At 75.7% G+C, this 23,618-nt stretch carries 3 protein-coding genes; all 3 read left to right on the top strand.

Translation table 11 applies throughout. The features are described from left to right. Positions 1–1,839, top strand: a 1,839-nt coding sequence (locus ACZ52R_RS40895; RefSeq protein ID WP_465755319.1) for a type I polyketide synthase, incomplete at its 5' end; no start/stop codon positions are given. A 44-nt stretch (positions 1,840–1,883) separates the two neighbouring features. Further along, positions 1,884–11,468 (top strand): type I polyketide synthase, encoded by a 9,585-nt coding sequence (locus tag ACZ52R_RS40890; protein ID WP_465755318.1) that lies wholly within the window; start codon positions 1,884–1,886, stop codon positions 11,466–11,468. 162 nt (positions 11,469–11,630) lie between these two features. Next, positions 11,631–23,564 carry an SDR family NAD(P)-dependent oxidoreductase gene (locus ACZ52R_RS40885; RefSeq protein WP_465755317.1) on the top strand — a complete coding sequence of 3,978 codons (11,934 nt, stop codon included), beginning with the start codon at positions 11,631–11,633 and terminating at the stop codon, positions 23,562–23,564. Positions 23,565–23,618: the final 54 nt, after the last annotated feature.

Here is a 23,618-nt window from a genome sequence, read left to right as displayed (position 1 = left end):
GTGTCGGCGCCCGACGGTGTGATCGGTGTCCTGGGCGGGGACGGCCTGGGCCTGGCCGGCGCGATCGCCTTCGCGGACCTGGCGGACATCGCCGAAAGCGGTGTCGTCCCCGACATCCTGGTCGTAGCCCTCCCCGCCGCGGAGGAGCCCGCCGCGGCAGCCGCCACCCACGCGGCCGTCCGGGACGTGCTCGCCCTGGTACAGGAATGGCTGGCGGCGGACGCGTTCGCCGACTCCCGCCTGGTCGTGGTGACCCGGAAGTCGGCCGGCGCGGGCGCGGGTGACCTTCCCGCCGCGGCTGTCCGGGGCCTGCTGCGGTCGGCCCAGTCCGAGCACCCGGGCCGGATCACGGTGGTCGACGTGGACGGTGACCCCGCCTCGCTGCGGGCCCTGTCCTACGCACTCGGCAGCGACGAACCGCAGCTGGCGCTCCGCGCGGGCAGCGCCGCCGCCCTGCGCCTGCTGCGCGTCACCGAGACCGGCGCGCCGGGCACGGACGCCACGGACGCCCTCGGCGGCGGCACGGTCCTGCTGACGGGAGCCACTGGTGCGCTCGGCCGACAGGTCGCCCGTCACCTGGTGGCGGAGTGCGGCGTCCGTCGTCTGCTGCTGGTCTCCCGTCGCGGCGAAGCCGCCCCGGGGGCAGGGGAGTTGGCGGCCGACCTGGCCGGTCTCGGCGCCGAGACGGCGTTCGCCGCCTGCGACGCGGCCGACCGCGACGCGCTGGCACGGCTGTTGGACGGCACGGACCTGACGGCGGTGGTCCACATCGCCGGAGTCCTGGACGACGGCATCGTCTCGTCCCTGACCCCCGAGCGGCTGGCCGCCGTGCTGCGCCCGAAGGTGGATGCGGCCTGGAACCTGCACGAACTGACGAAGGACCGTCCGCTCGCCGCGTTCGTGCTGTTCTCCTCCGCGGCCGGTGTCTTCGGTGCGGCCGGCCAGGCCAACTACGCGGCTGCGAACAGCTTCCTCGACGCCCTCGCCGAGCACCGGCACGCCGCGGGTCTCCCGGCGGCCTCGCTCGCCTGGGGCCTGTGGGCGGACGACGGCGGCATGGCGGACACCCTGGCCGGCGCCGACGTCGAGCGGATGGCCCGGGGCGGGGTGTCCGCGCTGTCGGTTGCCGAGGGTCTGGCCCTGCTGGACACGGCCATCACCCTGCCGCACCACCCGGTGCTGGTACCCGCCCGGCTCGACCTGGCCACCGTGCGGGCCGCGGCCGCGCAGGGCGGCCAGGTGCCGGCCCTGCTGCGATCCCTCGTGCAGCCGCCCGTCCGCCGCGCCGCGAGGGCGGCCGAGGCCGATCCGGCCGCGGACCTGCGCCGACGGCTCGCCGGGCAGTCGGCGCAGGACCGGGAGCGGATCCTGCTGGACGTGGTCTGCGGCCAGGTCGCCGCCGTCCTCGGCTACGCGGGTGCGGCCGCCGTCCAGCCCGGCCACGCGTTCCGCGAACTCGGCTTCGACTCGCTGACCGCCGTCGAACTGCGCAACCGCCTCACCGCGGTCACCGGCCTGCGGCTGCCCGCGACGCTGATCTTCGACCACCCGAGCCCCGCCGACCTGGTCGCCCACCTGTCCGCCGCCGTCCCGCAGGACGGGGACCCGGCCGGTCCCGGCGTCTTCGCCGAACTCGACCGCCTCGCCGAGGCCCTGGTACGTACCCCGACCGACGCGGAGACCGGCACGCGGGTCACCCTCCGCCTCCAGGCCCTGCTCACACAGTGGCGGGACGCCATCGGCGGCGCGGCCGACCCCGTCGACGACCACCGCGACCTCGACACGGCGACCGACGACGAGCTCTTCGACCTGCTCGACGACGAGCTCGAGACCTCCTGACCCGGGCGCCACCCCCTTTTCTTTGCCGCAAGGAGCGGACGGACATGCTGAACGAGGACAAGCTGCGCGACTACCTCAAGCGCGCCACCGCCGACCTGCGCAATGCCCGGCGGAGGCTTCGGGACATGGAGGAGCGCGACCGCGAGCCGATCGCGATCGTCGGCATGGCCTGCCGCTACCCCGGCGGGGTGGCCTCGCCCGAGGACCTGTGGCAGCTGGTGGCCACCGGGACGGACGCCATCGGCGGCTTCCCCGCCGATCGCGGCTGGGACGCCGACGCGCTGATCGACGACGACCCGGACGCGCACGGCACCAGCTACGTCAACCAGGGCGGCTTCCTCTACGAGGCCGGCTCGTTCGACCCGGCGTTCTTCGGGATCTCGCCGCGCGAGGCGCTGGCCATGGACCCGCAGCAGCGGCTGCTGCTGGAGACCTCCTGGGAGGCGTTCGAGCGGGCCGGCATCGACCCGCGCACGCTCAAGGGCAGCCGCACCGGCGTGTTCGCCGGCCTGATGTACCACGAGTACGCCAGCCGGCTGGGTGCCGTGCCCGAGGGCGTCGAGGGCCATCTCGGCACGGGCAGCTTCGGCAGCGTCGCCTCGGGCCGCGTCTCGTACACCTTCGGGCTGGAGGGGCCGGCGGTCACTGTCGACACGGCTTGTTCGTCCTCGCTGGTGGCACTCCACCTGGCTGTCCAGGCGCTGCGCAGCGGCGAGTGCACCATGGCGCTGGCGGGCGGGGTGACGGTGATGTCCACCCCCGGCACCTTCGTCGAGTTCAGCCGCCAGCGCGGCCTGGCCACCGACGGCCGTTGCAAGGCGTTCTCCGATGACGCGGACGGCACCGGCTGGGGCGAGGGCGTCGGCATGGTGCTGGTCGAGCGGCTCTCCGACGCCCGGCGCAACGGGCACCCGGTGCTGGCGGTGGTCCGCGGGTCGGCGATCAACCAGGACGGTGCGTCGAACGGCCTGACGGCGCCGAACGGTCCCTCCCAGCAGCGGGTCATCCGCCAGGCGCTGGCCGGCGCCGCCCTGACGCCCGCCCAGGTCGACGTGGTGGAGGCGCACGGGACGGGGACGACCCTGGGCGACCCGATCGAGGCACAGGCACTGCTCGCCACGTACGGCCAGGAGCGTCCGGCCGACCGGCCGCTCCTGCTGGGTTCGTTGAAGTCGAACATCGGTCACACCCAGGCCGCCGCCGGGGTGGGCGGCGTCATCAAGATGGTGATGGCGATCCGAGAGGGTGTCCTGCCGCAGACCCTGCACGTCACCGAGCCCTCCACACACGTGGACTGGTCGGAGGGTGCGGTGGAGCTGCTGACGGAGCAGCGGGAGTGGCCGGGGACGGGGGAGCCGCGTCGTGCGGGTGTGTCCTCGTTCGGCTTCAGTGGGACGAACGCGCATGTGATCATCGAGCAGGCTCCGGCGGACGGGCCGGTGGAGGCGGACGAGGTCGTCGTCGGGTCTCCGGTGGTGGGTGGCTCGGTGGTGCCGTGGCTGGTGTCGGGCCGGAGTGAGGAGGCGCTGCGCGGGCAGGCGGCGCGGCTGCGGGCTTTCGCGGGACGGGAGCCGGATGTGCCGGGTGCCGGTCTGGCGCTGGCGAGCGGGCGCGCGGCCCTGGAGCACCGGGCCGTGGTCCTCGGAGCCGACCTCCCCGAACTCGTCTCCGGAATGACGGCGATGGCCGACGGTGGCGTGAGCGCCGGTGTCGTGCAGGGCGCTGCGGGTGCACCCGGGAAGGTGGCGTTCGTCTTCCCGGGTCAGGGTTCGCAGTGGGCCGCGATGGCGGTGGAGCTGTTGGAGTCGTCGTCGGTGTTCGCTGTGCGGATGGCGGAGTGTGGGGCGGCGTTGGCGCCGTTCGTGGACGGCTGGTCGCTGCTGGAGGTGGTTCGCGGCGTCGAGGGTGATGCGTGGATGGATCGGGTGGACGTCGTCCAGCCGGTGTTGTGGGCGGTGATGGTGTCCCTCGCGGAGGTGTGGCGTGCGTCCGGTGTGGAGCCGGGTGTGGTGGTCGGTCATTCGCAGGGTGAGATCGCTGCCGCGGTGGTGGCGGGTGCGCTGTCGCTGGAGGACGGTGCCCGGGTGGTGGCGCTGCGCAGCCGGGCGATCGCGGGTGGTCTGGCGGGTCTGGGTGGCATGGTCTCGGTGGCGTTGCCGGTGGAGGAGGTGCGTGAGCGTCTCGGTGACGGGGATCGGGTGTCGGTCGCGGCGGTGAACGGTCCGTCGGCGGTGGTGGTGTCCGGTGAGCCGGCCGCTCTGGAGGAGTTGTTGGCCTCGTGTGAGGTGGACGGCGTTCGTGCCCGTCGTGTCCCGGTGGACTACGCCTCGCACTCCGCGCAGGTGGAGTCGATCCGTGCCGAGCTGTTGGAGGTCCTTGCGGAGGTCCGTCCGCGGGCGGGCTCGGTGCCGGTGTTCTCGACGGTGACCGGTGAGCTGGTCGACGGTTCCGCCATGGATGCCGAGTACTGGTACACCAACCTCCGTACCACCGTCCGGTTCGCCGAGGCGGTCGACGCCCTCCTCGCCGACGGCTACGGCACCTTCGTCGAGGTGAGCGCCCATCCGGTGCTGGCGATGGCGGTGCAGGACACCGCCGAGGCGGCCGGGCACGACGCGGTGACCGTGGGCACGCTGCGCCGCGGCGAGGGCGGCCCGCGCCGGGTGCTGGCCTCGCTGGCCGAGGCGTGGGTGCGCGGCGTGGCCGTCGACTGGCGGGCCGCCGCCTTCGCCGGCACCACCGCCGTCCCGCCGCTCGCACTCCCCACCTACGCCTTCCAGCGTGCGCACTACTGGCTGGACGCGCCCAGCGCGGCATCCGACCAGGGGAACCCGACCGGGGTCGACCCCGTCGAGGCCGAGTTCTGGGCCGCCGTCGAGAACGAGGACCTCGGCGTCCTCGCAGGCTCGCTCGACCTGGACGCCGACGCGCCGCTGAGCGCCGTCCTGCCCGCCCTGTCGACCTGGCGGCGGCAGCGCCGTGAGCAGTCGACCGTGGACGGCTGGCGCTACCGCATCACCTGGCAGCCCCTCACCGATCTGCCCGCACCGCTGCTCTCCGGCACCTGGGCGGTCATCGCGACGGAGGACGACCGGGACCGCGCCGACGACCTCGCCCACGGCCTCGAACGACGCGGCGCCGACGTCACCGTGCTCACCGTCGGCGAAAACGATCTCGACCGCACCACACTGGCCGCCCGGCTGGCCGCGGAGCTCCCCGACGGCGCCTCCCCGGCCGGCCTGCTCTCCCTGCTCGGCACGGTCGAGGACCGCTGCTCCGCGCACCCGTCGGTGCCGTTCGGCCTGGCGGGCTCCGTTCTGCTGCTCCAGGCGCTGGCCGACGCCGGGATCGAGGCGCCGGTGTGGACGGCCACCCGCGGCGCCGTCGCGGTCGACCGGGCCGAGCGCCTGACCGGTCCCGCGCAGTCCCTGGTCTGGGGCCTGGGCCGGGTCGCCGCCCTGGAGGACGCCCCCCGCTGGGGTGGCCTGGTCGACCTGCCGGAGCTGCTGGACGACCGGGCCATGGACCGGCTGGCCGGGGTGCTGGCCGGTACGGGCGGTGAGGACCAGGTCGCGATCAGGGCCTCCGGGGTGCTGGTGCGCCGCCTGGTGCACGCCCCGGTCGGCCCGGTGGCGGGGGAGGGCTGGCGGCCGTCCGGCACGGTGCTGGTCACCGGCGGCACCGGCGCCCTGGGTGCCCACGTCGCCCGCTGGCTCGCCCGCAACGGCGCCGAGCACCTGCTGCTCACCAGCCGGCGCGGTCCGGAGGCCGACGGCGCCGCTGAACTCGCCGCCGAACTCACCGGCCTCGGTGCCGCCGCCGACATCGTCTCCTGCGACGTCGCCGACCGCACCGCGCTCGAAGCCCTGCTGGCCGGGATCCCCGCCGAGCGTCCGCTGACCGCCGTGATGCACACCGCGGCCGTGCTGGACGACGGCGTGATCCAGGCGCTCACCACCGACCAGCTGGAGCGGGTGCTGCGGGTCAAGGTCGACTCCGCGCTGCACCTGCACGAGCTGACCCGGGAGCTGGACCTCTCCGCGTTCGTCCTCTTCTCCTCCTTCGCCGCCACGTTCGGTGCCCCCGGCCAGGGCAACTACGCCCCCGGGAACGCCTTCTTGGACGCGCTCGCCGCCCAGCGGCGGGCCGACGGCCTGCCCGCCACCTCCGTCGCCTGGGGACCCTGGGGCGAGGGCGGCATGGCCGAGGGCGGCGTCGGCGACCGGATGCGCCGCCACGGCATCCTGGAGATGGCGCCGGACCTGGCCGTCTCCGCCCTGCAGCACGCACTGGACCGGGGCGACACCGAACTGACCGTCACCGACATCGACTGGCAGCGCTTCACCCTCGCCTTCACCTCGGGCCGGGTCCGCCCGCTGCTGTCCGCCATCCCCGAGGCCGCCCGGGTGCTGGAGGGCGTCCGCGCCGCTACCGAGGAGCAGCACTCCACCAACGGCGCACTCGCCGTCCGGCTCGCGGGTGTCGCCCCGGCCGAGCGGGAGCGCATCCTGCTCGACCTGGTGGCCTCGCACATCGCCGCCGCACTCGGCTTCCCCGGGCCGGAGGCCGTCGACACCGGCCGGGCGTTCAAGGAGCTCGGCTTCGACTCGCTGACCGCCGTCGAACTGCGCAACCGCCTCGGTGCCGCGGCCGGCCTGCGGCTGCCCGCCACCCTCGTCTACGACCACCCCACCGCCCTCGCGCTCGCCCGCCACCTCGGCGAGGAGCTCTCCGGGACGGTCGCCGACGCGACGGGACCGGCGGTGGCGAGCGTCGCCCACGACGAGCCGATCGCCATCGTCGGCATGAGCTGCCGCTTCCCCGGCGGCGTGGACTCACCGGAGGCGCTCTGGCAGCTGCTGGCCGCCGGAGGTGACGCCCTGTCGGGGTTCCCGACCGACCGGGGCTGGGACCTGGACGCGGTGTTCGACGCCGACCCCGACGCGAAGGGCACCTCGTACATCCGCGAGGGCGGCTTCCTGCACGACGCCAGCCGCTTCGACGCCGGGTTCTTCGGGATCTCGCCGCGCGAGGCACTGGCCATGGACCCGCAGCAGCGGCTGCTGCTGGAGACCTCCTGGGAGGCGTTCGAGCGGGCCGGCATCGACCCGCACGCACTGCGGGGCAGCCGTACCGGTGTCTTCGCAGGCACCAACGGCGGCGACTACCTGGGCCTGCTCGCCGGCGCCGCGCAGTCGGCCGAGGGCCATGTCGCGACCGGCACCGCCGCGAGCGTGGTCTCTGGCCGGGTCTCCTACCTGTTCGGCCTCGAAGGCCCGGCGATGACCGTCGACACCGCCTGCTCGGCCTCGCTGGTGGCGCTCCACCTGGCCGTCCAGTCGCTGCGTAACGGCGAGTGCGAACTCGCGCTGGCGGGCGGTGTCACGGTGATGTCCACCCCCGGCACCTTCATCGAGTTCAGCCGCCAGCAGGGCCTGGCCGCCGACGGCCGCTGCAAGCCGTTCTCGGCCGCGGCCGACGGCTTCACCCCCTCCGAGGGCGTCGGCATGGTGCTGGTCGAGCGGCTCTCCGACGCCCGGCGCAACGGGCACCCGGTGCTTGCGGTGGTCCGCGGGTCGGCGATCAACCAGGACGGTGCGTCGAACGGCCTGACGGCGCCGAACGGTCCCTCCCAGCAGCGGGTCATCCGCCAGGCCCTGGCCAACGCCGGTCTGGCCCCCGGCCAGGTCGACGCCGTGGAGGCGCACGGGACGGGGACGCGCTTGGGCGACCCGATCGAGGCGCAGGCCCTGCTCGCCACCTACGGTCAGGGCCGGCCCGAGGACCGCCCGCTGCTGCTCGGCTCGGTGAAGTCCAACCTCGGCCACGCGCAGGCCGCCGCCGGCCTCGCCGGCGTGATCAAGATGGTCGAGGCGCTGCGCCGCGGCATCCTGCCGCAGAGCATCCACCTGGACGAGCCGTCGCCCCACGTGGACTGGTCGGCAGGCGCCGTCGAGCTGCTGACGGAGCAGCGGGAGTGGCCGGGGACGGGGGAGCCGCGTCGTGCGGGTGTGTCCTCGTTCGGCTTCAGTGGGACGAACGCGCATGTGATCATCGAGCAGGCTCCGGCGGACGGGCCGGTGGAGGCGGACGAGGTCGTCGTCGGGTCTCCGGTGGTGGGTGGCTCGGTGGTGCCGTGGCTGGTGTCGGGCCGGAGTGAGGAGGCGCTGCGCGGGCAGGCGGCGCGGCTGCGGGCTTTCGCGGGACGGGAGCCGGATGTGCCGGGTGCCGGTCTGGCGCTGGCGAGCGGGCGCGCGGCCCTGGAGCACCGGGCCGTGGTCCTCGGAGCCGACCTCCCCGAACTCGCCTCCGGACTGGCCGACCTGACCTCCGGCGCGGCGGGCACCGGCGTGGTCCGGGGCGTGAGCGGTTCGGCGGGCCGGGTGGCGTTCGTCTTCCCGGGTCAGGGTTCGCAGTGGGCCGCGATGGCGGTGGAGCTGTTGGAGTCGTCGTCGGTGTTCGCTGTGCGGATGGCGGAGTGTGGGGCGGCGTTGGCGCCGTTCGTGGACGGCTGGTCGCTGCTGGAGGTGGTTCGGGGCGTCGAGGGTGATGCGTGGATGGATCGGGTGGACGTTGTCCAGCCGGTGTTGTGGGCGGTGATGGTGTCCCTCGCGGAGGTGTGGCGTGCGTCCGGTGTGGAGCCGGGTGTGGTGGTCGGTCATTCGCAGGGTGAGATCGCTGCCGCGGTGGTGGCGGGTGCGTTGTCGTTGGAGGACGGTGCCCGGGTGGTGGCGTTGCGCAGCCGGGCGATCGCGGGTGGTCTGGCGGGTCTGGGTGGCATGGTCTCGGTGGCGTTGCCGGTGGAGCGGGTGCGTGAGCGTCTCGGTGACGGGGATCGGGTGTCGGTCGCGGCGGTGAACGGTCCGTCGGCGGTGGTGGTGTCCGGTGAGCCGGCCGCTCTGGAGGAGTTGTTGGCCTCGTGTGAGGTGGACGGCGTTCGTGCCCGTCGTGTCCCGGTGGACTACGCCTCGCATTCCGCGCAGGTGGAGTCGATCCGTGCCGAACTTCTCGACCTGCTGGCTCCGGTGAGCCCCCGCGCAGGCCTTGTGCCGGTGTTCTCGACGGTGACCGGTGAGCTGGTCGACGGCTCCGCCATGGATGCCGAGTACTGGTACACCAACCTCCGCACCACCGTCCGCTTCGCCGAGGCGGTCGACGCCCTCCTCGCCGACGGCTACGGCACCTTCGTCGAGGTCAGCGCGCACCCGGTGCTGGTGATGGCACTCCAGGAGAGCATCGAGGCGGCCGAACGCGACGCCGCTGCGTTCGGCACGCTCCGCCGCGGCGAGGGCGGCCCGCGCCGACTGCTGGCCTCGCTGGCCGAGGCGTGGGTGCGCGGCGTGGCCGTCGACTGGCAGGCCGCCGCCTTCGCCGGCACCACCGCCGTCCCGCCGCTCGAACTGCCCACCTACGCCTTCCAGCACCGCCGGTTCTGGCCCGAGCCGGCCCGCCCGGAGAACGGCGCCGGAACGGTCGGCGCGGACCCTGTGGACACCGCCTTCTGGGAGGCCGTCGAGCGCCACGACCTGGAGACGTTGGCAGGCTCGCTCGACCTGGACGCCGACGCGCCGCTGAGCGCCGTCCTGCCCGCGCTGTCGACCTGGCGGCGGCAGCGCCGTGAGCAGTCGACCGTGGACGGCTGGCGCTACCGCATCACCTGGCAGCCCCTCACCGATCTGCCCGCACCGCTGCTCTCCGGCACCTGGGCGGTCATCGCGACGGAGGACGACCGGGACCGCGCCGACGACCTCGCCCACGGTCTCGCCCGGCGCGGCTCGGAGGCCCGCACGCTCACCCTCCCGGCCGCCGGCCTCGACCGCGAGCCGCTGGCCGAGTGGCTGCGCAAGGAGCTCGGCGACACGGTCGGCCTGTCCGGCCTGCTCTGGCTCCCGGCCATGGACGGGCGGCCGCACGCCGAGCACCCGGGCCTGCCGCTCGGGCTCGCCGGGACGGCCGTGCTGGTGCAGGCGCTCGGCGACGCCGGGATCGAGGCGCCGGTGTGGACGGCCACCCGTGGCGCCGTCGCGGCCAACCGGGCCGAACGTCCGGCCGCGCCCGTGCAGTCCCTGATCTGGGGCTTCGGCCGGGTCGCCGCGCTGGAGCACCCGCAGCGCTGGGGTGGCCTGGTCGACCTGCCGGAGCTGCTGGACGACCGGGCCATGGACCGGCTGGCCGGGGTGCTGGCCGGTACGGGCGGTGAGGACCAGGTCGCGATCAGGGCCTCCGGTGTGCTGGTGCGCCGCCTGGTGCACGCCCCGGCCGGCCCGGTGGCGGGAGAGGGCTGGCGGCCGTCCGGCACGGTGCTGGTCACCGGCGGCACCGGCGCCCTGGGCGCCCACGTCGCCCGCTGGCTCGCCCGCAACGGCGCCGAGCACCTGCTGCTCACCAGCCGGCGCGGCCCGGAGGCCGACGGCTCCGCCGAACTCGCCGCCGAACTGACCGCGCTGGGCGCCCGGGTCACCGTCGCCGCCTGCGACGTCGCCGACCGCACCGCGCTGGCCGCCCTGCTCGGCACGATCCCCACCGAGCAGCCCCTCACTGCCGTGATGCACACCGCCGGGATCCTCGACGACGGCGTGCTGGACGCGCTGACACCCGAGCGATTCGCCACGGTGCTGCGCCCGAAGACGGAGGCCGTGCTCGCCCTGGACGAGCTGACCCGCGACCTCGACCTCTCCGCGTTCGTCCTGTTCTCCGGCCTCGCCGGCACCCTGGGCGACGCCGGGCAGGCCAACTACGCCGCCGCCAACGCCTTCCTGGACGTCTTCGCCGAGCACCGCCGCGCCCAGGGGCTGGCCGCCACCTCGGTGGCCTGGGGGCGCTGGGGCGAGAGCGGCATGGCCGCGGACGGCCTGATCGGCGACCGGCTCGACCGCGCCGGCCTGCCCGCGATGCGGCCCGAGTCGGCGATCGCCGCCCTCCAGCAGGCCCTGGATCTGGACGAGACCGTGGTCACCGTCGCCGACGTCGCCTGGGACCGTTTCGCACCCGGCTTCACCTCGGTGCGCCCGTCCGCGCTGCTGGACGGGCTGCCCGGCGTCCGCCGCCCGGCCGCCGGAGCCGGGCCCGACGCCGCGGCCGGCGCCGCCACCGACGCCGCCGAGCTGCGCCGGCGGCTGGCCGGCATGGCGGAACTGGAGCGCGAGCAGACCGTGCTGGACCTGGTGCGCGCCCACGCGGCCGCCGCGCTGGGACACACCACGGTCGACGAGGTCGGGGCCGGCCGGGCGTTCAAGGAACTCGGCCTGGACTCGCTGACCGCACTGGAACTGCGCAACCGCCTCGGCGCCGCCACCGGCCTGCGCCTGCCGGCCACGCTGGTGTTCGACTTCCCGACACCGGCCGCCCTCGCCGCCCGCCTGCGGGCCGACCTGGTCCCGGCCGGTCCGGCGCACGGCGGGGGCGGAGGCACCCTCGCGGACCTCGACCGGCTGGAGGCCGCACTGGCCACCGTCACCGAGGACCCGGACACCCGGGCCGACGTCGCCGCCCGCCTCCAGGCCCTGCTGACCCGGTGGAGCGCCGAACCGCACGAGCGGCAGCCGGACGAGCAGGTGGCCGAGCACCTCCGGGAGGCCTCCGCCGACGAGCTGTTCGCCTTCATCGACAACGAGTTGGGCATGGCCTGACTGCCGGGCGGCGCGGGCGGGCCGGCGACCACCGGCACCCCGCGCCACCAGCGGTACGGCCCGCCCCCGCACGGCAGGGCCCCGTACGGCCCGCAACCACCTGAAGCCATCAAGGACGGCCGCCACCAAGGACGGCCGTCATCAACAGGGTGAGGTTCCACAGTGTCCCAGGAAAAGCTCCTCGACTATCTGAAGCGCGTCACGGCGGATCTGCACCAGACCCGTCAGCGGCTGCGCGAGGCGGAGGCGGGCGAATCCGAGCCGATCGCCCTGGTGTCGATGAGCTGCCGGTTCGCGGGAGGGGTGAACTCGCCCGAGGACCTGTGGCAGCTGGTGGCCGAGGGCCGCGACGCGATCGGCGACTTCCCGGCCGACCGCGGGTGGGACACCGACGCGCTCTTCGACGACGACCCGGACCAGCAGGGCACCAGCTACACCCGCCAGGGCGGATTCCTCTACGAGGCGACCGAGTTCGACGCCGCGTTCTTCGGCATCAGCCCGCGTGAGACCCTCGCCATGGACCCGCAGCAGCGCCTGCTGCTGGAGTCCTCCTGGGAGGTGCTGGAGCGCGCCGGCATCGACCCGACCTCGCTCAAGGGCAGCCGCACCGGAGTCTTCGCGGGCACCAACGGCCAGGACTACGGCGACCTGCTCCACCAGGTGCCGCAGGGCGTCGAGGGCTACACCCTGACCGGCAACGCGGCGAGCGTGCTCTCCGGCCGCCTGTCCTACGCCTTCGGCCTGGAGGGCCCGGCCGTCACCGTCGACACGGCCTGCTCGTCCTCGCTGGTCGCCGTGCACCTGGCCGCGCAGGCGCTGCGCCAGCACGAGTGCTCGCTCGCGCTGGCCGGCGGCGTCACCGTGATGTCCAGCCCGCGGGCGTTCGTGCAGTTCAGCCGCCAGCGGGGCCTGGCAGCCGACGGCCGCTGCAAGTCCTTCGCCGCCGCCGCCGACGGCACCGGCTGGGGCGAGGGCGTCGGCATGCTCCTGCTGGAGCGGCTCTCCGACGCGCGGCGCAACGGCCACCCGGTGCTGGCGGTGCTCCGCGGCTCCGCCGTCAACCAGGACGGCGCCTCCAACGGCCTGACCGCGCCGAACGGCCCCTCCCAGCAGCGGGTGATCCGCCAGGCCCTCGCCGATGCGGGCCTCACCCCAGCCCAGGTGGACGCGGTCGAGGCACACGGCACCGGCACCGTCCTCGGCGACCCGATCGAGGCGCAGGCGCTGCTCGCCACGTACGGGCTGGAGCGACCGGCCGAGCAGCCGCTCTGGCTCGGCTCCATCAAGTCCAACCTCGGCCACACCCAGGCCGCCGCCGGCGTCGCCGGCATCATCAAGATGGTGCTCGCCATGCAGCACGGCCTGCTCCCGCAGACCCTGCACGTGGACGAGCCGTCCCCGCACGTCGACTGGGCGGCCGGCGGCGTGCGCCTGCTCGACCGGTCCCGGGAGTGGCCGCGGACGGGCGAGCCGCGCCGCGCGGGCGTCTCCTCGTTCGGCGTCAGCGGCACCAACGCGCACGCCATCATCGAGCAGGCCCCGGCCCCGGCCCCGGCCACCACCGACACGCCCGGGACCACCGATACGCCCGCGTCCGCGGACACACCGGTGCCGCCCGCCGTGCTGCCGTACCTGGTCTCCGGGCGGACGGCCGAGGCCCTGCGCGCCCAGGCCGCCCGCCTCCGGGCCCACCTGGACGCCGTGCCCGCACCCGCGCCCGCCGACCTCGCACACTCGCTCGCCACCGGCCGTGCCGCGCTCGACCACCGGGCCGCCGTGCTCGCCGCCGACCGCACCGAACTGCTGGCGGGCCTGGACGCGCTGGCCGCCGGCGTGTCCGCACCCCAGCTGGTGCAGGGCGTCGCGGCCGCCGAGGGCCGGACCGCCTTCCTGTTCACCGGCCAGGGCAGTCAGCGGGCCGGCATGGGCGAGGAGCTGTACGCGGCGTACCCGGCGTACCGGGAGGCGTTCGACGCGGTCTGTGCCGAACTCGACCCGCTGCTGGACCGTCCCCTGCGCGAGGCGATCGCCGACCCGGCCCTGATCGACGAGACGGCGTACGCCCAGCCCGCGCTGTTCGCGCTCGAGGTGGCGCTGTTCCGCCTGCTGGAGAGTTGGGGCCTCGGCGTCGACCTGCTCGCCGGTCACTCGATCGGCGAGCTGGCCGCCGCGCACGTCGCCGGGGTGTTCTCGCTCCCCGACGCGGCGCGGCTGGTCGCGGCGCGCGGCCGGCTGATGCAGGCGCTGCCGCGCGGCGGCGCGATGGTCGCCGTCGAAGCGGCGGAGGACGAGGTGCTGCCGCTGCTGACCGACGGTGTCGGCATCGCCGCGGTCAACGGCCCGACGTCCGTGGTGATCTCGGGTGCCGAGACCGCCGTGGTCGAGATCGCCGAGAAGCTCGCCGCCGACGGCCGCCGCACCAAGCGGCTGACGGTCAGCCACGCCTTCCACTCTCCGCTGATGGACGGCATGCTCGACGAGTTCCGGGCCGTTGCGGAGCAGGTGGCGTACGAGGCGCCGCGGATACCGATCGTCTCCACCGTCACCGGCGGCACGCTCTCCGCCGAGGAGATCCGCGACCCCGAGTACTGGGTGCGGCACGTCCGCGAGGCCGTCCGCTTCCACGACGCCGTGCGCCGGCTCCGGGCCGGCGGCGTCACCACGTTCCTGGAGGTCGGCCCCGACGGCGTGCTCACCGCCCTCGCCGAGCAGAGCCTCGACGCGGACGGCACACCCGCCGCGCTGATCGCCGCCCTGCGCGCCGGTCGCCCCGAGGCGGCGAACGTGCTGGCCGCCGCCGCCCGCGCCCACGTCCACGGCGCAACGCCGGACTGGCACGCCGTCGGCCGGCCCTGGGGCGGCCACCGGATCGACCTGCCCACGTACGCCTTCCAGCGCCGCCGCCACTGGCCCGAGCCGCCGGCCGGCTGGCCGGTCGACGTCACCTCCGCGGGCCTCGGCGCCGCCGACCACCCGCTGCTCGGCGCCGCCGTCGCCCTCGCCGACGCCGACGGCGTGCTCTTCACCGGCCTGCTCTCCCGGCAGACCCACCCCTGGCTCGCCGACCACGCCGTGATGGGCACCGTGCTGCTCCCCGGCACCGCCTTCGTCGAACTCGCCGTCCGCGCCGGCGACCACGTCGGCGCCCCGCACCTCGCCGAACTCACCCTCCAGGCCCCGCTGGTGCTCCCTGAGCACGGCGCCGTGCAGATCCAGCTCGCCGTCGGCGAGGCGGACGGCACCGGCACCCGCCCGTTCACCCTGCACTCCCGGCCCGAGCCCGACGCCGCCGCCACCGGCGCCGCGCCCACGGCCGAGTACGCCTGGACCCGGCACGCCGCCGGTCTGCTCGCCCCACCCGCCGACGACCGCCCCGCCGAACCGCTCGGCGTGGACACCTGGCCGCCCGCCGGCGCCGTCCCGGTCCCCGTCGACGGCCTGTACGACTACCTCGCCGACGCCGGCTTCGACTACGGCCCGGCCTTCCAGGGCCTCACCGCCGCCTGGCAGCTCGGCGACGAGATCCACGCCGAGGTCCGCCTGCCCGAGCCGCACCGAGCCGACGCCCGCCACTTCGGCCTCCACCCCGCCCTGCTCGACGCCGCCCTGCACGGCGTCGGCATGGGCAGCCTGTTGGCGCCCAGCGAGTCCGGCCGTCTGCCGTTCGCCTGGCGCGGCGTCACCCTGCACGCCTCCGGCGCCGACCGCCTGCGCGTCCGCCTCGCCCCGGCCGGCGAGGACGCCGTCGCGGTCACCGTCGCCGACACCACCGGCGCGCCCGTCGCCGCCGTCGAGTCGCTGCTGCTGCGCCCCGTCACCGCCGCCCAGGTGCACGCTGCCCGGGCCGTCCACCACGAGTCGCTGTTCACCGTCGCCTGGCAGCCCGGCACCCCCGGCGAACCCGCCGCCACCGGCTGGGCCCTGCTCGACACCGGACGGGCGGCCCTGGCCGCCGCTCCCGCCCTGCCGGTCCACCCCGGGCCGGCCGAGCTCGCCGCCGCAGTCCGCGCCGGCGCCGAGGCGCCGCACACGGTCGTCGCCCTGCTCGCCGGCCCCGCCGCCGGCGAGCCGGGCGCCGAGGACACACCTGGCGCCGCGCACGCCGTCGCCACCCGAGCGCTCACCCTGGTGCAGCAGTGGCTCGCCGAGGACGCCCTCGCCGAGGCCCGCCTCGTCCTCGCCACCCGCGGCGCCGTCGCCGTCCACCCCGGCGAGGACGTCACCGACCTCGCCGCCGCCACCGTCTGGGGCCTGGTGCGCTCCGCCCAGTCCGAACACCCCGGGCGCCTCGTCCTCGCCGACCTGGACGACGACCCGGCCGGCCCGGACCGCCTGCTCGCCGCCCTCGCCGCCGACGAACCGCAGCTCGCCCTCCGGGCAGGCGCCCTCCACGTCCCCCGCCTCACCCGGACCGCGAGCGACCCCGCCGCCGGGCAGGGCGCCCCGACCGGCCTCGGCGCCCTCGACCCCGACGGGACCGTCCTGGTCACCGGCGCCACCGGCACCCTCGGCACCCTCGTCGCCCGCCACCTGGTCACCGAGCACGGCGCCCGGCACCTGCTGCTGCTCTCCCGGCGAGGCATCGAGGCACCCGGCGCCGCCGAACTCGCCGCCGAACTCGCCGAGGCGGGCGCCGCCGTCACCCTCACCGCCTGCGACACCGCCGACCGCGACGCCCTCGCCCGGGTGCTCGCCGACATCCCCGCCGCACACCCGCTCACCGCCGTGGTGCACACCGCGGGCGTCCTCGACGACGGCATCGTCGACGCGCTCACCCCCGAGCGCCTCGCCACCGTGCTGCGGCCCAAGGCCGACGCCGCCTGGCACCTGCACGAGCTGACGGCTGGACACGACCTCGCCGCCTTCGTGCTCTTCTCGGCCGCCGCCGCCACCCTCGGCGGCCCCGGCCAGGCCAACTACGCCGCCGCCAACGCCTTCCTGGACGCGCTCGCCCACCACCGGCAGGCCCGCGGCCTGCCCGCCACCTCGCTCGCCTGGGGCCTGTGGGCCGAACGCAGCGGAATGACCGGCACCCTGGACAGCGCCGACCTGCAGCGCATCAGCCGCGCCGGCGTCGCCGCACTGTCCTCCGCCGAGGGCCTGGCCCTGCTGGACACCGCCACCGCTCTCGGCGGCGCCGGCTACGTGCCGATGCGCCTCGACACCGCCGGACTCCGCGGCCAGGCCGCCTCCCCGGCGCTGCCGGCCCTGCTGCGCGGCCTGGTCCGCGCCCCCGCCCGCCCGGCCGCGCGGACCGCCGTCGGCACCGGCGCGGCCGACCCGGGCCACCGGTTCGCCGCGCTGCCCGCCGACGAACGGGCCAGGGCCCTGCTCGGCCTGCTCACCGGCGAGGTCGCCGCGGTCCTCGGCCACACCGGCGCCGACGCCGTCGACCCCGCCCGCGCCTTCAAGGAACTCGGCTTCGACTCGCTCACCGCGGTCGAACTGCGCAACCGCCTGACCGCCGCCACCGGCCTGCGGCTGCCCGCCACCCTCGTCTTCGACTACCCGACCCCGCAGGCCCTCGCCGACCACCTCGACACCCGGCTCGCCGGCTCGGCCGGCCCCGCCGCCGCAGCACCGGCCGCCGCGGTCGTTGTCGACGACGACCCGATCGCCATCGTCGGCCTGGCCTGCCGCTACCCCGGCGGGGTCAGCACGCCCGAGGAACTGTGGCAGCTGGTCGCCGAAGGCGGCGACGGCGTCTCCGCCTTCCCGGCCGACCGCGGCTGGCCGCTCGAGGCCCTCTACGACCCGGACCCCGAGCGCCCCGGCACCTCCTACGCCCGCGAGGGCGGCTTCCTGCACGAAGCCGCCGACTTCGACCCGGCGTTCTTCGGCATCAACCCGCGCGAGGCGCTCGCCATGGACCCGCAGCAGCGGCTGCTGCTGGAGACCTCCTGGGAGGCGATCGAACGGGCCGGGATCGACCCGGCCTCGCTCAAGGGCAGCCGCACCGGCGTGTTCGCCGGCGTGATGTACCACGACTACGTCTCCCGGCTGCCCGCCATCCCGGAGGGCGTCGAGGGCTACCTCGGCACCGGCAGCTCGGGCAGCGTCGCCTCCGGCCGCGTCTCCTACACCTTCGGACTGGAGGGCCCCGCCGTCACCGTCGACACCGCGTGCTCCTCCTCCCTGGTCGCCCTCCACCTGGCCGCGCAGGCGCTGCGCAGCGGCGAGTGCTCGCTCGCGCTGGCCGGCGGCGTGACCGTGATGTCCACCCCCGACACCTTCGTCGACTTCAGCCGCCAGCGGGGGCTCGCCGCCGACGGCCGCTGCAAGTCCTTCTCCGCCGCCGCCGACGGCACCAGCTGGGCCGAGGGCGCCGGCATGCTCCTGGTCGAACGGCTCTCCGACGCGCGCCGCAACGGGCACCCCGTACTGGCCGTCGTCCGCGGCACCGCCGTCAACCAGGACGGTGCCTCCAACGGCCTCACTGCGCCGAACGGGCCCTCCCAGCAGCGTGTCATCCAGCAGGCCCTCGCCAACGCCGGACTCGCGCCGACCCAGGTCGACGCGGTCGAGGCACACGGCACCGGCACCGTCCTCGGCGACCCGATCGAGGCGCAGGCGCTGCTCGCCACGTACGGGCAGGGCCGTTCCGCCGACCGGCCGCTCTGGCTCGGCTCCATCAAGTCCAACCTCGGCCACACCCAGGCCGCCGCCGGCGTCGCCGGCATCATCAAGATGGTCATGGCGATGCGCCACGGCGTGCTGCCGCGGACCCTGCACGTCGACGAGCCCTCGCCGCACGTCGACTGGACCGCCGGGGCGGTCGAACTGCTCACCGAGGCCCGCCCGTGGCCCGAGACCGGCGCGCCGCGCCGGGCCGGCGTCTCGTCCTTCGGCGTCAGCGGTACCAATGCGCACGCCATCATCGAGCAGACCCCCGAGGAGGCCGGCGCCGAACCGCCTGCCGAGCCGGCCGAGGGCGCCCCGAGCGGCGGCGCCACGGTGCCGTGGGTGCTCTCCGCCAGGACCGCGGAGGCCCTGGTCGAGCAGGCCGACCGCCTGCACCGGAGGCTGGCGGAGGACCCGGCCTGGCAGCCCGCCGACGTCGCGCACTCCCTCGCCACCACCCGCACCGGCCTCGACCGGCGGGCCGCCGTCATCGGCAGCAGCCGCACCGAACTGCTGGCCGGCCTGGCGGCCCTCGCCCGCGGCGGCACCGCCCAGGCCGAGGGCACGGTGGCCGGAGGCCGGACGGCGTTCCTGTTCGCGGGGCAGGGGAGTCAGCGGGTCGGGATGGGCTTCGAGTTGTATGCCTCTTACCCGGTGTTCGCGGCTGCGTTCGATGCGGTGTGTGCGGAGTTGGATCCGCTGTTGGGGCGTTCGCTGCGTGAGGCGGTCGCGGATGCGGAGCTGATCAACGAGACGGGGTTCACGCAGCCGGCGTTGTTCGCGTTGGAGGTGGCGCTGTTCCGGTTGGTCGAGTCGTGGGGTGTGCGGCCGGACTTCCTGGCGGGGCATTCGATCGGTGAGTTGGCCGCGGCGCATGTGGCGGGTGTGTTCTCGCTGGCGGACGCGTGCCGGCTGGTGGCGGCCCGTGGCCGGTTGATGCAGGCGCTGCCGCGTGGTGGCGCCATGGTGGCGGTGGAGGCGTCCGAGGAGGAGGTGCTGCCGCTGCTGACCGACGGTGTGGGCATTGCGGCGGTCAACGGGCCGGCCTCGGTGGTGGTTTCGGGTGTCGAGGGCGCGGTTTTGGCTGTGGTGGCCGGTCTGGAGGGGCGGAGGTCGAAGCGGCTCACCGTCAGTCATGCGTTCCATTCGCCGCTGATGGACGGCATGCTGGCGGAGTTCCGTGCGGTGGCCGCTGAGGTGGTTTTCGCGGCGCCGCGGGTCCCGATCGTGTCGACGCTGACCGGTTCGCTCGTGTCGGCTGAGTTGACCGACCCTGAGTACTGGGTGCGGCACGTTCGCGAGGCTGTCCGCTTCGCTGACGCGGTGCACGTGCTGGAGGGCGAAGGCGTCCGGACGTTCCTGGAGCTGGGCCCGGACGGCACGCTCAGCGCGATGGCAGGGCAGTGCCTCGCGGAGGACACCGACGCTGTCCTCACCCCCGCCCTGCGCCGCGACCGCCCCGAGCCGGAGAGCTTCACCACCGCGCTCGCCCGACTCCACGTCCGCGGCACGGGGCTGGACTGGCAGGCCGTCCTCGCCGGTACCGGCGCCCGCCGCATCGACCTGCCGACCTACCCCTTCCAGCGCGAGCGGTACTGGCTGGAGGCGCCCGCCTTCCGGGCCGCGGACGTGGCGTCGGCGGGCCTGGTCGCACCCGAGCACCCTCTCCTCGGGGCCGTGGCCCCGCTGGCCGAGTCCGACGGCTACCTGTTCACCGGGCGGCTCGCCGTCGACACCCACCCGTGGCTGGCCGACCACGCCGTCTCCGGCACCGTGCTGCTGCCCGGCACCGCCTTCGTCGAGCTCGCGCTGCGGGCCGGCGAACAGGTCGGCTGCGCGCGACTCGAGGAACTCACCCTGGAGTCGCCCCTGGTGCTGCCCGGCGCCGAGGCGCTGCAGTTCCAGCTCTGGGTGGGTGCCGCCGCAGAGGACGGCGGCCGGCCGGTGAGCCTGTACTCCCGGCCCGAACACGCCGATCCCGACGAGCCGTGGACCCGGCACGCCGGCGGGGCCCTGGCCGCCGCCTCCGACGGCGCTGCGGCCGCCGAACTCACCGCGTGGCCGCCGCCCGGCGCGGAACCGGTCGCGGTGGACGGCCTCTACGAGCGGCTGGCCTCGGGCGGCTTCGCGTACGGGCCCGCGTTCCAGGGGCTGACCGCCGCCTGGCGGCTCGGCGAGGAGGTCTTCGCCGAGGTCGCGCTGCCGCCGACGGCCGAGGCGGACGGCAGCCTGTTCGGCCTCCACCCGGCACTGCTCGACGCCGCGCTGCACGGCACGTTCCTGCAGGGCAGCGGCGGCGACCAGGGCAGGCTGCCGTTCTCCTGGAGCGGAGTCGCCCTGCACGCCGTCGGCGCGACCGCGCTCCGCGTGCGGATCACCCCTCAGGGCGCCGACACCATCGCCCTCGCGCTCGCCGACGCCACCGGCCGCCCGGTCGCCACCGTCGACTCCCTGCTGCTGCGCCCGGTCGCCGTCGATCAGCTGCGGGGCGCCCGCGCCACGCACCACGACGACCTGTTCGAGGTCGCATGGGCACCGCTGTCCGCGGACGGCACCGACCGGCCGACCGCCGCACTGGCCGTCATCGGCACCCCCGGGCAGGCCGACGCGGCCGAGGAACTGCACCGGAGCCTGCGGGCCGCCGCAATCGCCGCCGAGACGTACCCGGACCTCGCCGCACTCGCCGCCGCCGTCGCGGCGGGCGCCCCCGTGCCCGGGTTCGTGCTCGCCCCCTTCGGCACCCCGTTCCCGGCGGACGACCCGGGCCGGCCGCCCGCCGACACCGTCCGTACCGCCGTCCACCGGGCCCTGGCCCTCGCCCAGGGCTGGCTCGACCAGCAGGCCCTCGCCGACGCCCGCCTCGTGGTCGTCACCCACGGCGCGGTCGCCGCCGCGCCCGGCGAGCGGGCCGACGACCTGGCCGGTGCCGCGCTGCGCGGCCTGCTGCGCTCCGCGCAGGCCGAGAACCCGGACCGCTTCCTCCTGCTCGACCTGGACCGGACAGCCGACTCCGCCGCGGCGCTGCCGACCGCTCTGCCCACGGCGGTGTCCCGCGGTGAGAGCGAACTGGCCGTCCGGCACGGCGAACCGTTCGCCCCCCGACTGGCCCGGATCGCCACCGACGCAGCGCTGACCCCGCCGGAGGACGCCGTCGCCTGGCGGCTCGGCATCCCGGCCAAGGGCACCCTGGAGAACCTGGAGCTCATCGAGTTCCCGCCCGCCGTCGCCCCGCTGGAGCCCGGCTACATCCGCATCGGCGTCCGTGCCACCGGCCTCAACTTCCGGGACGTCCTCAACGCCCTCGGCATGTACCCGGGCAACGCCGGCCTGCTCGGACTGGAGGGCGCCGGCGTCGTCCTCGAGGTCGGCCCCGGCGTCACCGACCTCGCCGTCGGCGACCGGGTGTTCGGCATGCTCTCCGGCGGCTTCGCACCCGTCACGGTCACCGACCGCCGGATGGTCGCCCCGATGCCCGCCGACTGGAGCTTCGCCGAGGCGGCCTCCGTCCCGGTGGTCTTCCTCACCGCCTACTACGCGCTGACCGACCTGGCCGACCTGCAGCCCGGCGAGTCCCTGCTGGTCCACGCCGCGGCCGGCGGTGTCGGCATGGCCGCCGTGCAACTCGCCCGCCACCTGGGCGCCGAGGTGTTCGGCACCGCCAGTGCCGGCAAGTGGGATGCCGTGCGCGCACTCGGCCTCGACGACAGCCACCTCGCGTCCTCCCGCGACCTGGACTTCGAAGAGCACTTCCGCACCGCCACCGGCGGCCGCGGCGTCGACGTCGTCCTCGACTCGCTCGCCCGGGAGTTCGTCGACGCCTCGCTGCGGCTGCTGCCGCGCGGCGGGCGCTTCATCGAAATGGGCAAGACCGACATCCGCGACGCCGACCTGGTCGCCGCCGAGCACCCCGGCGTCCGCTACCGTGCCTTCGACCTGATCGAGGCCGGCCCGGACCGCATCAACGAGATGCTCACCGCCGTCGTCGACCTGTTCGCACAGGGCGCCCTCCGGCACCTGCCCGTCACCACCTGGGACATCCGGCGCGCCCCCGAGGCGTTCCGGTACGTCAGCCAGGCCAGGCACATCGGCAAGGTCGTCATCACCGTCCCGCCGCCGCTCGACCCGGACGGCACCGTCCTGGTCACCGGTGCCACCGGCACCCTCGGCGCGCTCGTCGCCCGCCACCTGGTGACCCGGCACGGGGTCAGGCACCTGCTGCTCACCAGCCGGCGCGGTGCCGACGCCCCCGGCGCGGCCGAGCTCAGCGCCGAACTGACCGCCCTCGGCGCCCGGGTGACCGTCGCCGCCTGCGACGCCGCCGACCGCTCCGCGCTCGCCGACCTGCTCGTCGCCGTCCCCGCCGCCCACCCGCTGACAGCCGTGGTCCACACGGCGGGCGTCATCGACGACGGCGTGGTCGGCTCGCTCACCCCCGACCGGCTGGACGCCGTGCTGCGCCCGAAGGTCGACGCCGCACTCCACCTCCACGAGCTCACCGCGTCCGCGGACCTCGCCGCGTTCGTCCTCTTCTCCTCCGTCGCCGGCACCTTCGGCGGCGCCGGCCAGGGCAACTACGCGGCCGCCAACGCCTTCCTCGACGCACTGGCCGGTCACCGGCGCGCCGCCGGCCTCGCCGGGCTGTCCCTCGCCTGGGGCCTGTGGGCGGAGAGCAGCGGCATGACCGGCACCCTCGACGCGGCCGATCTCCAGCGGATGGCCCGCGGCGGCATCACCCCGCTCGGCTCCGCCCAGGGCCTGGACCTGCTCGACACCGCGGCGACGCTCGGCCGCGCCGCCCTCGCCCCGGTGGGCCTGGACGTCGCCGGGCTGCGCGCCCACGCCGACCCCTCCGCCGTCCCGCCGCTGCTGCGCGGGCTGGTCCGGGCCACGGCCCGCCGCACTCCCCGGGCCGCCGCGGCGGCGGCGGCCGACCAGGCCCGGACACTCGAACAGCGGCTCGCCGGACTGGACGAGGAGGGCCGCCGCACGCTGCTGCTGGATCTGGTCCGCACCCAGGTCGCGGCGGTCCTCGGCCACTCCGGCCCGGACGCGGTCGAGGCCGAACGGGCCTTCAAGGAGCTCGGCTTCGACTCCCTGACCGGCGTCGAACTACGCAACCGGATGAACACCGCCACCGGTCTGCGCCTCTCGGCCACGCTGGTGTTCGACTTCCCGACGCCCGCGGCCCTCGCCGAGCTGCTGTTCACCGAGACCGCCCCCGCGGCGGACGCCTCGGCCCGCCCGCTGCTCGCCGAACTCGACCGTCTGGAGGCCGCGTTCGCTGCCGCCCCCGCCCCGGGCGACGACCTTCGCAGCACCCTCTCCGTCCGCCTGCAGGCCCTGCTCGGCCGCCTCGCGGCCGTCGAGGAGCCGGCCGCCCCGGCCGTCGACACCGAACAGCTGCGCGCCGCCTCCGACGAGGAGCTGTTCGCCTTCATCAACGACCAGCTCGGCCGCTCCCAGGACGCCGGCTGAGGCAGGAGCCGGCCACGGCCCGGGGCCCCGGGGCAGCACCGACGGTGCCGCCCC

It is taken from the genome of Kitasatospora sp. NPDC034023, assembly GCF_055575795.1.
Note: the sequence above shows the minus strand (reverse complement) of the source record. Positions and strands in the feature narration are given on the sequence as shown.

What these genes read in the sequence shown, in the direction of transcription:
- ACZ52R_RS40890 (WP_465755318.1), top strand. Translation starts at nt 1,884, where the DNA reads ATGCTGAACGAGGACAAGCTGCGCGACTACCTCAAGCGCGCCACCGCC.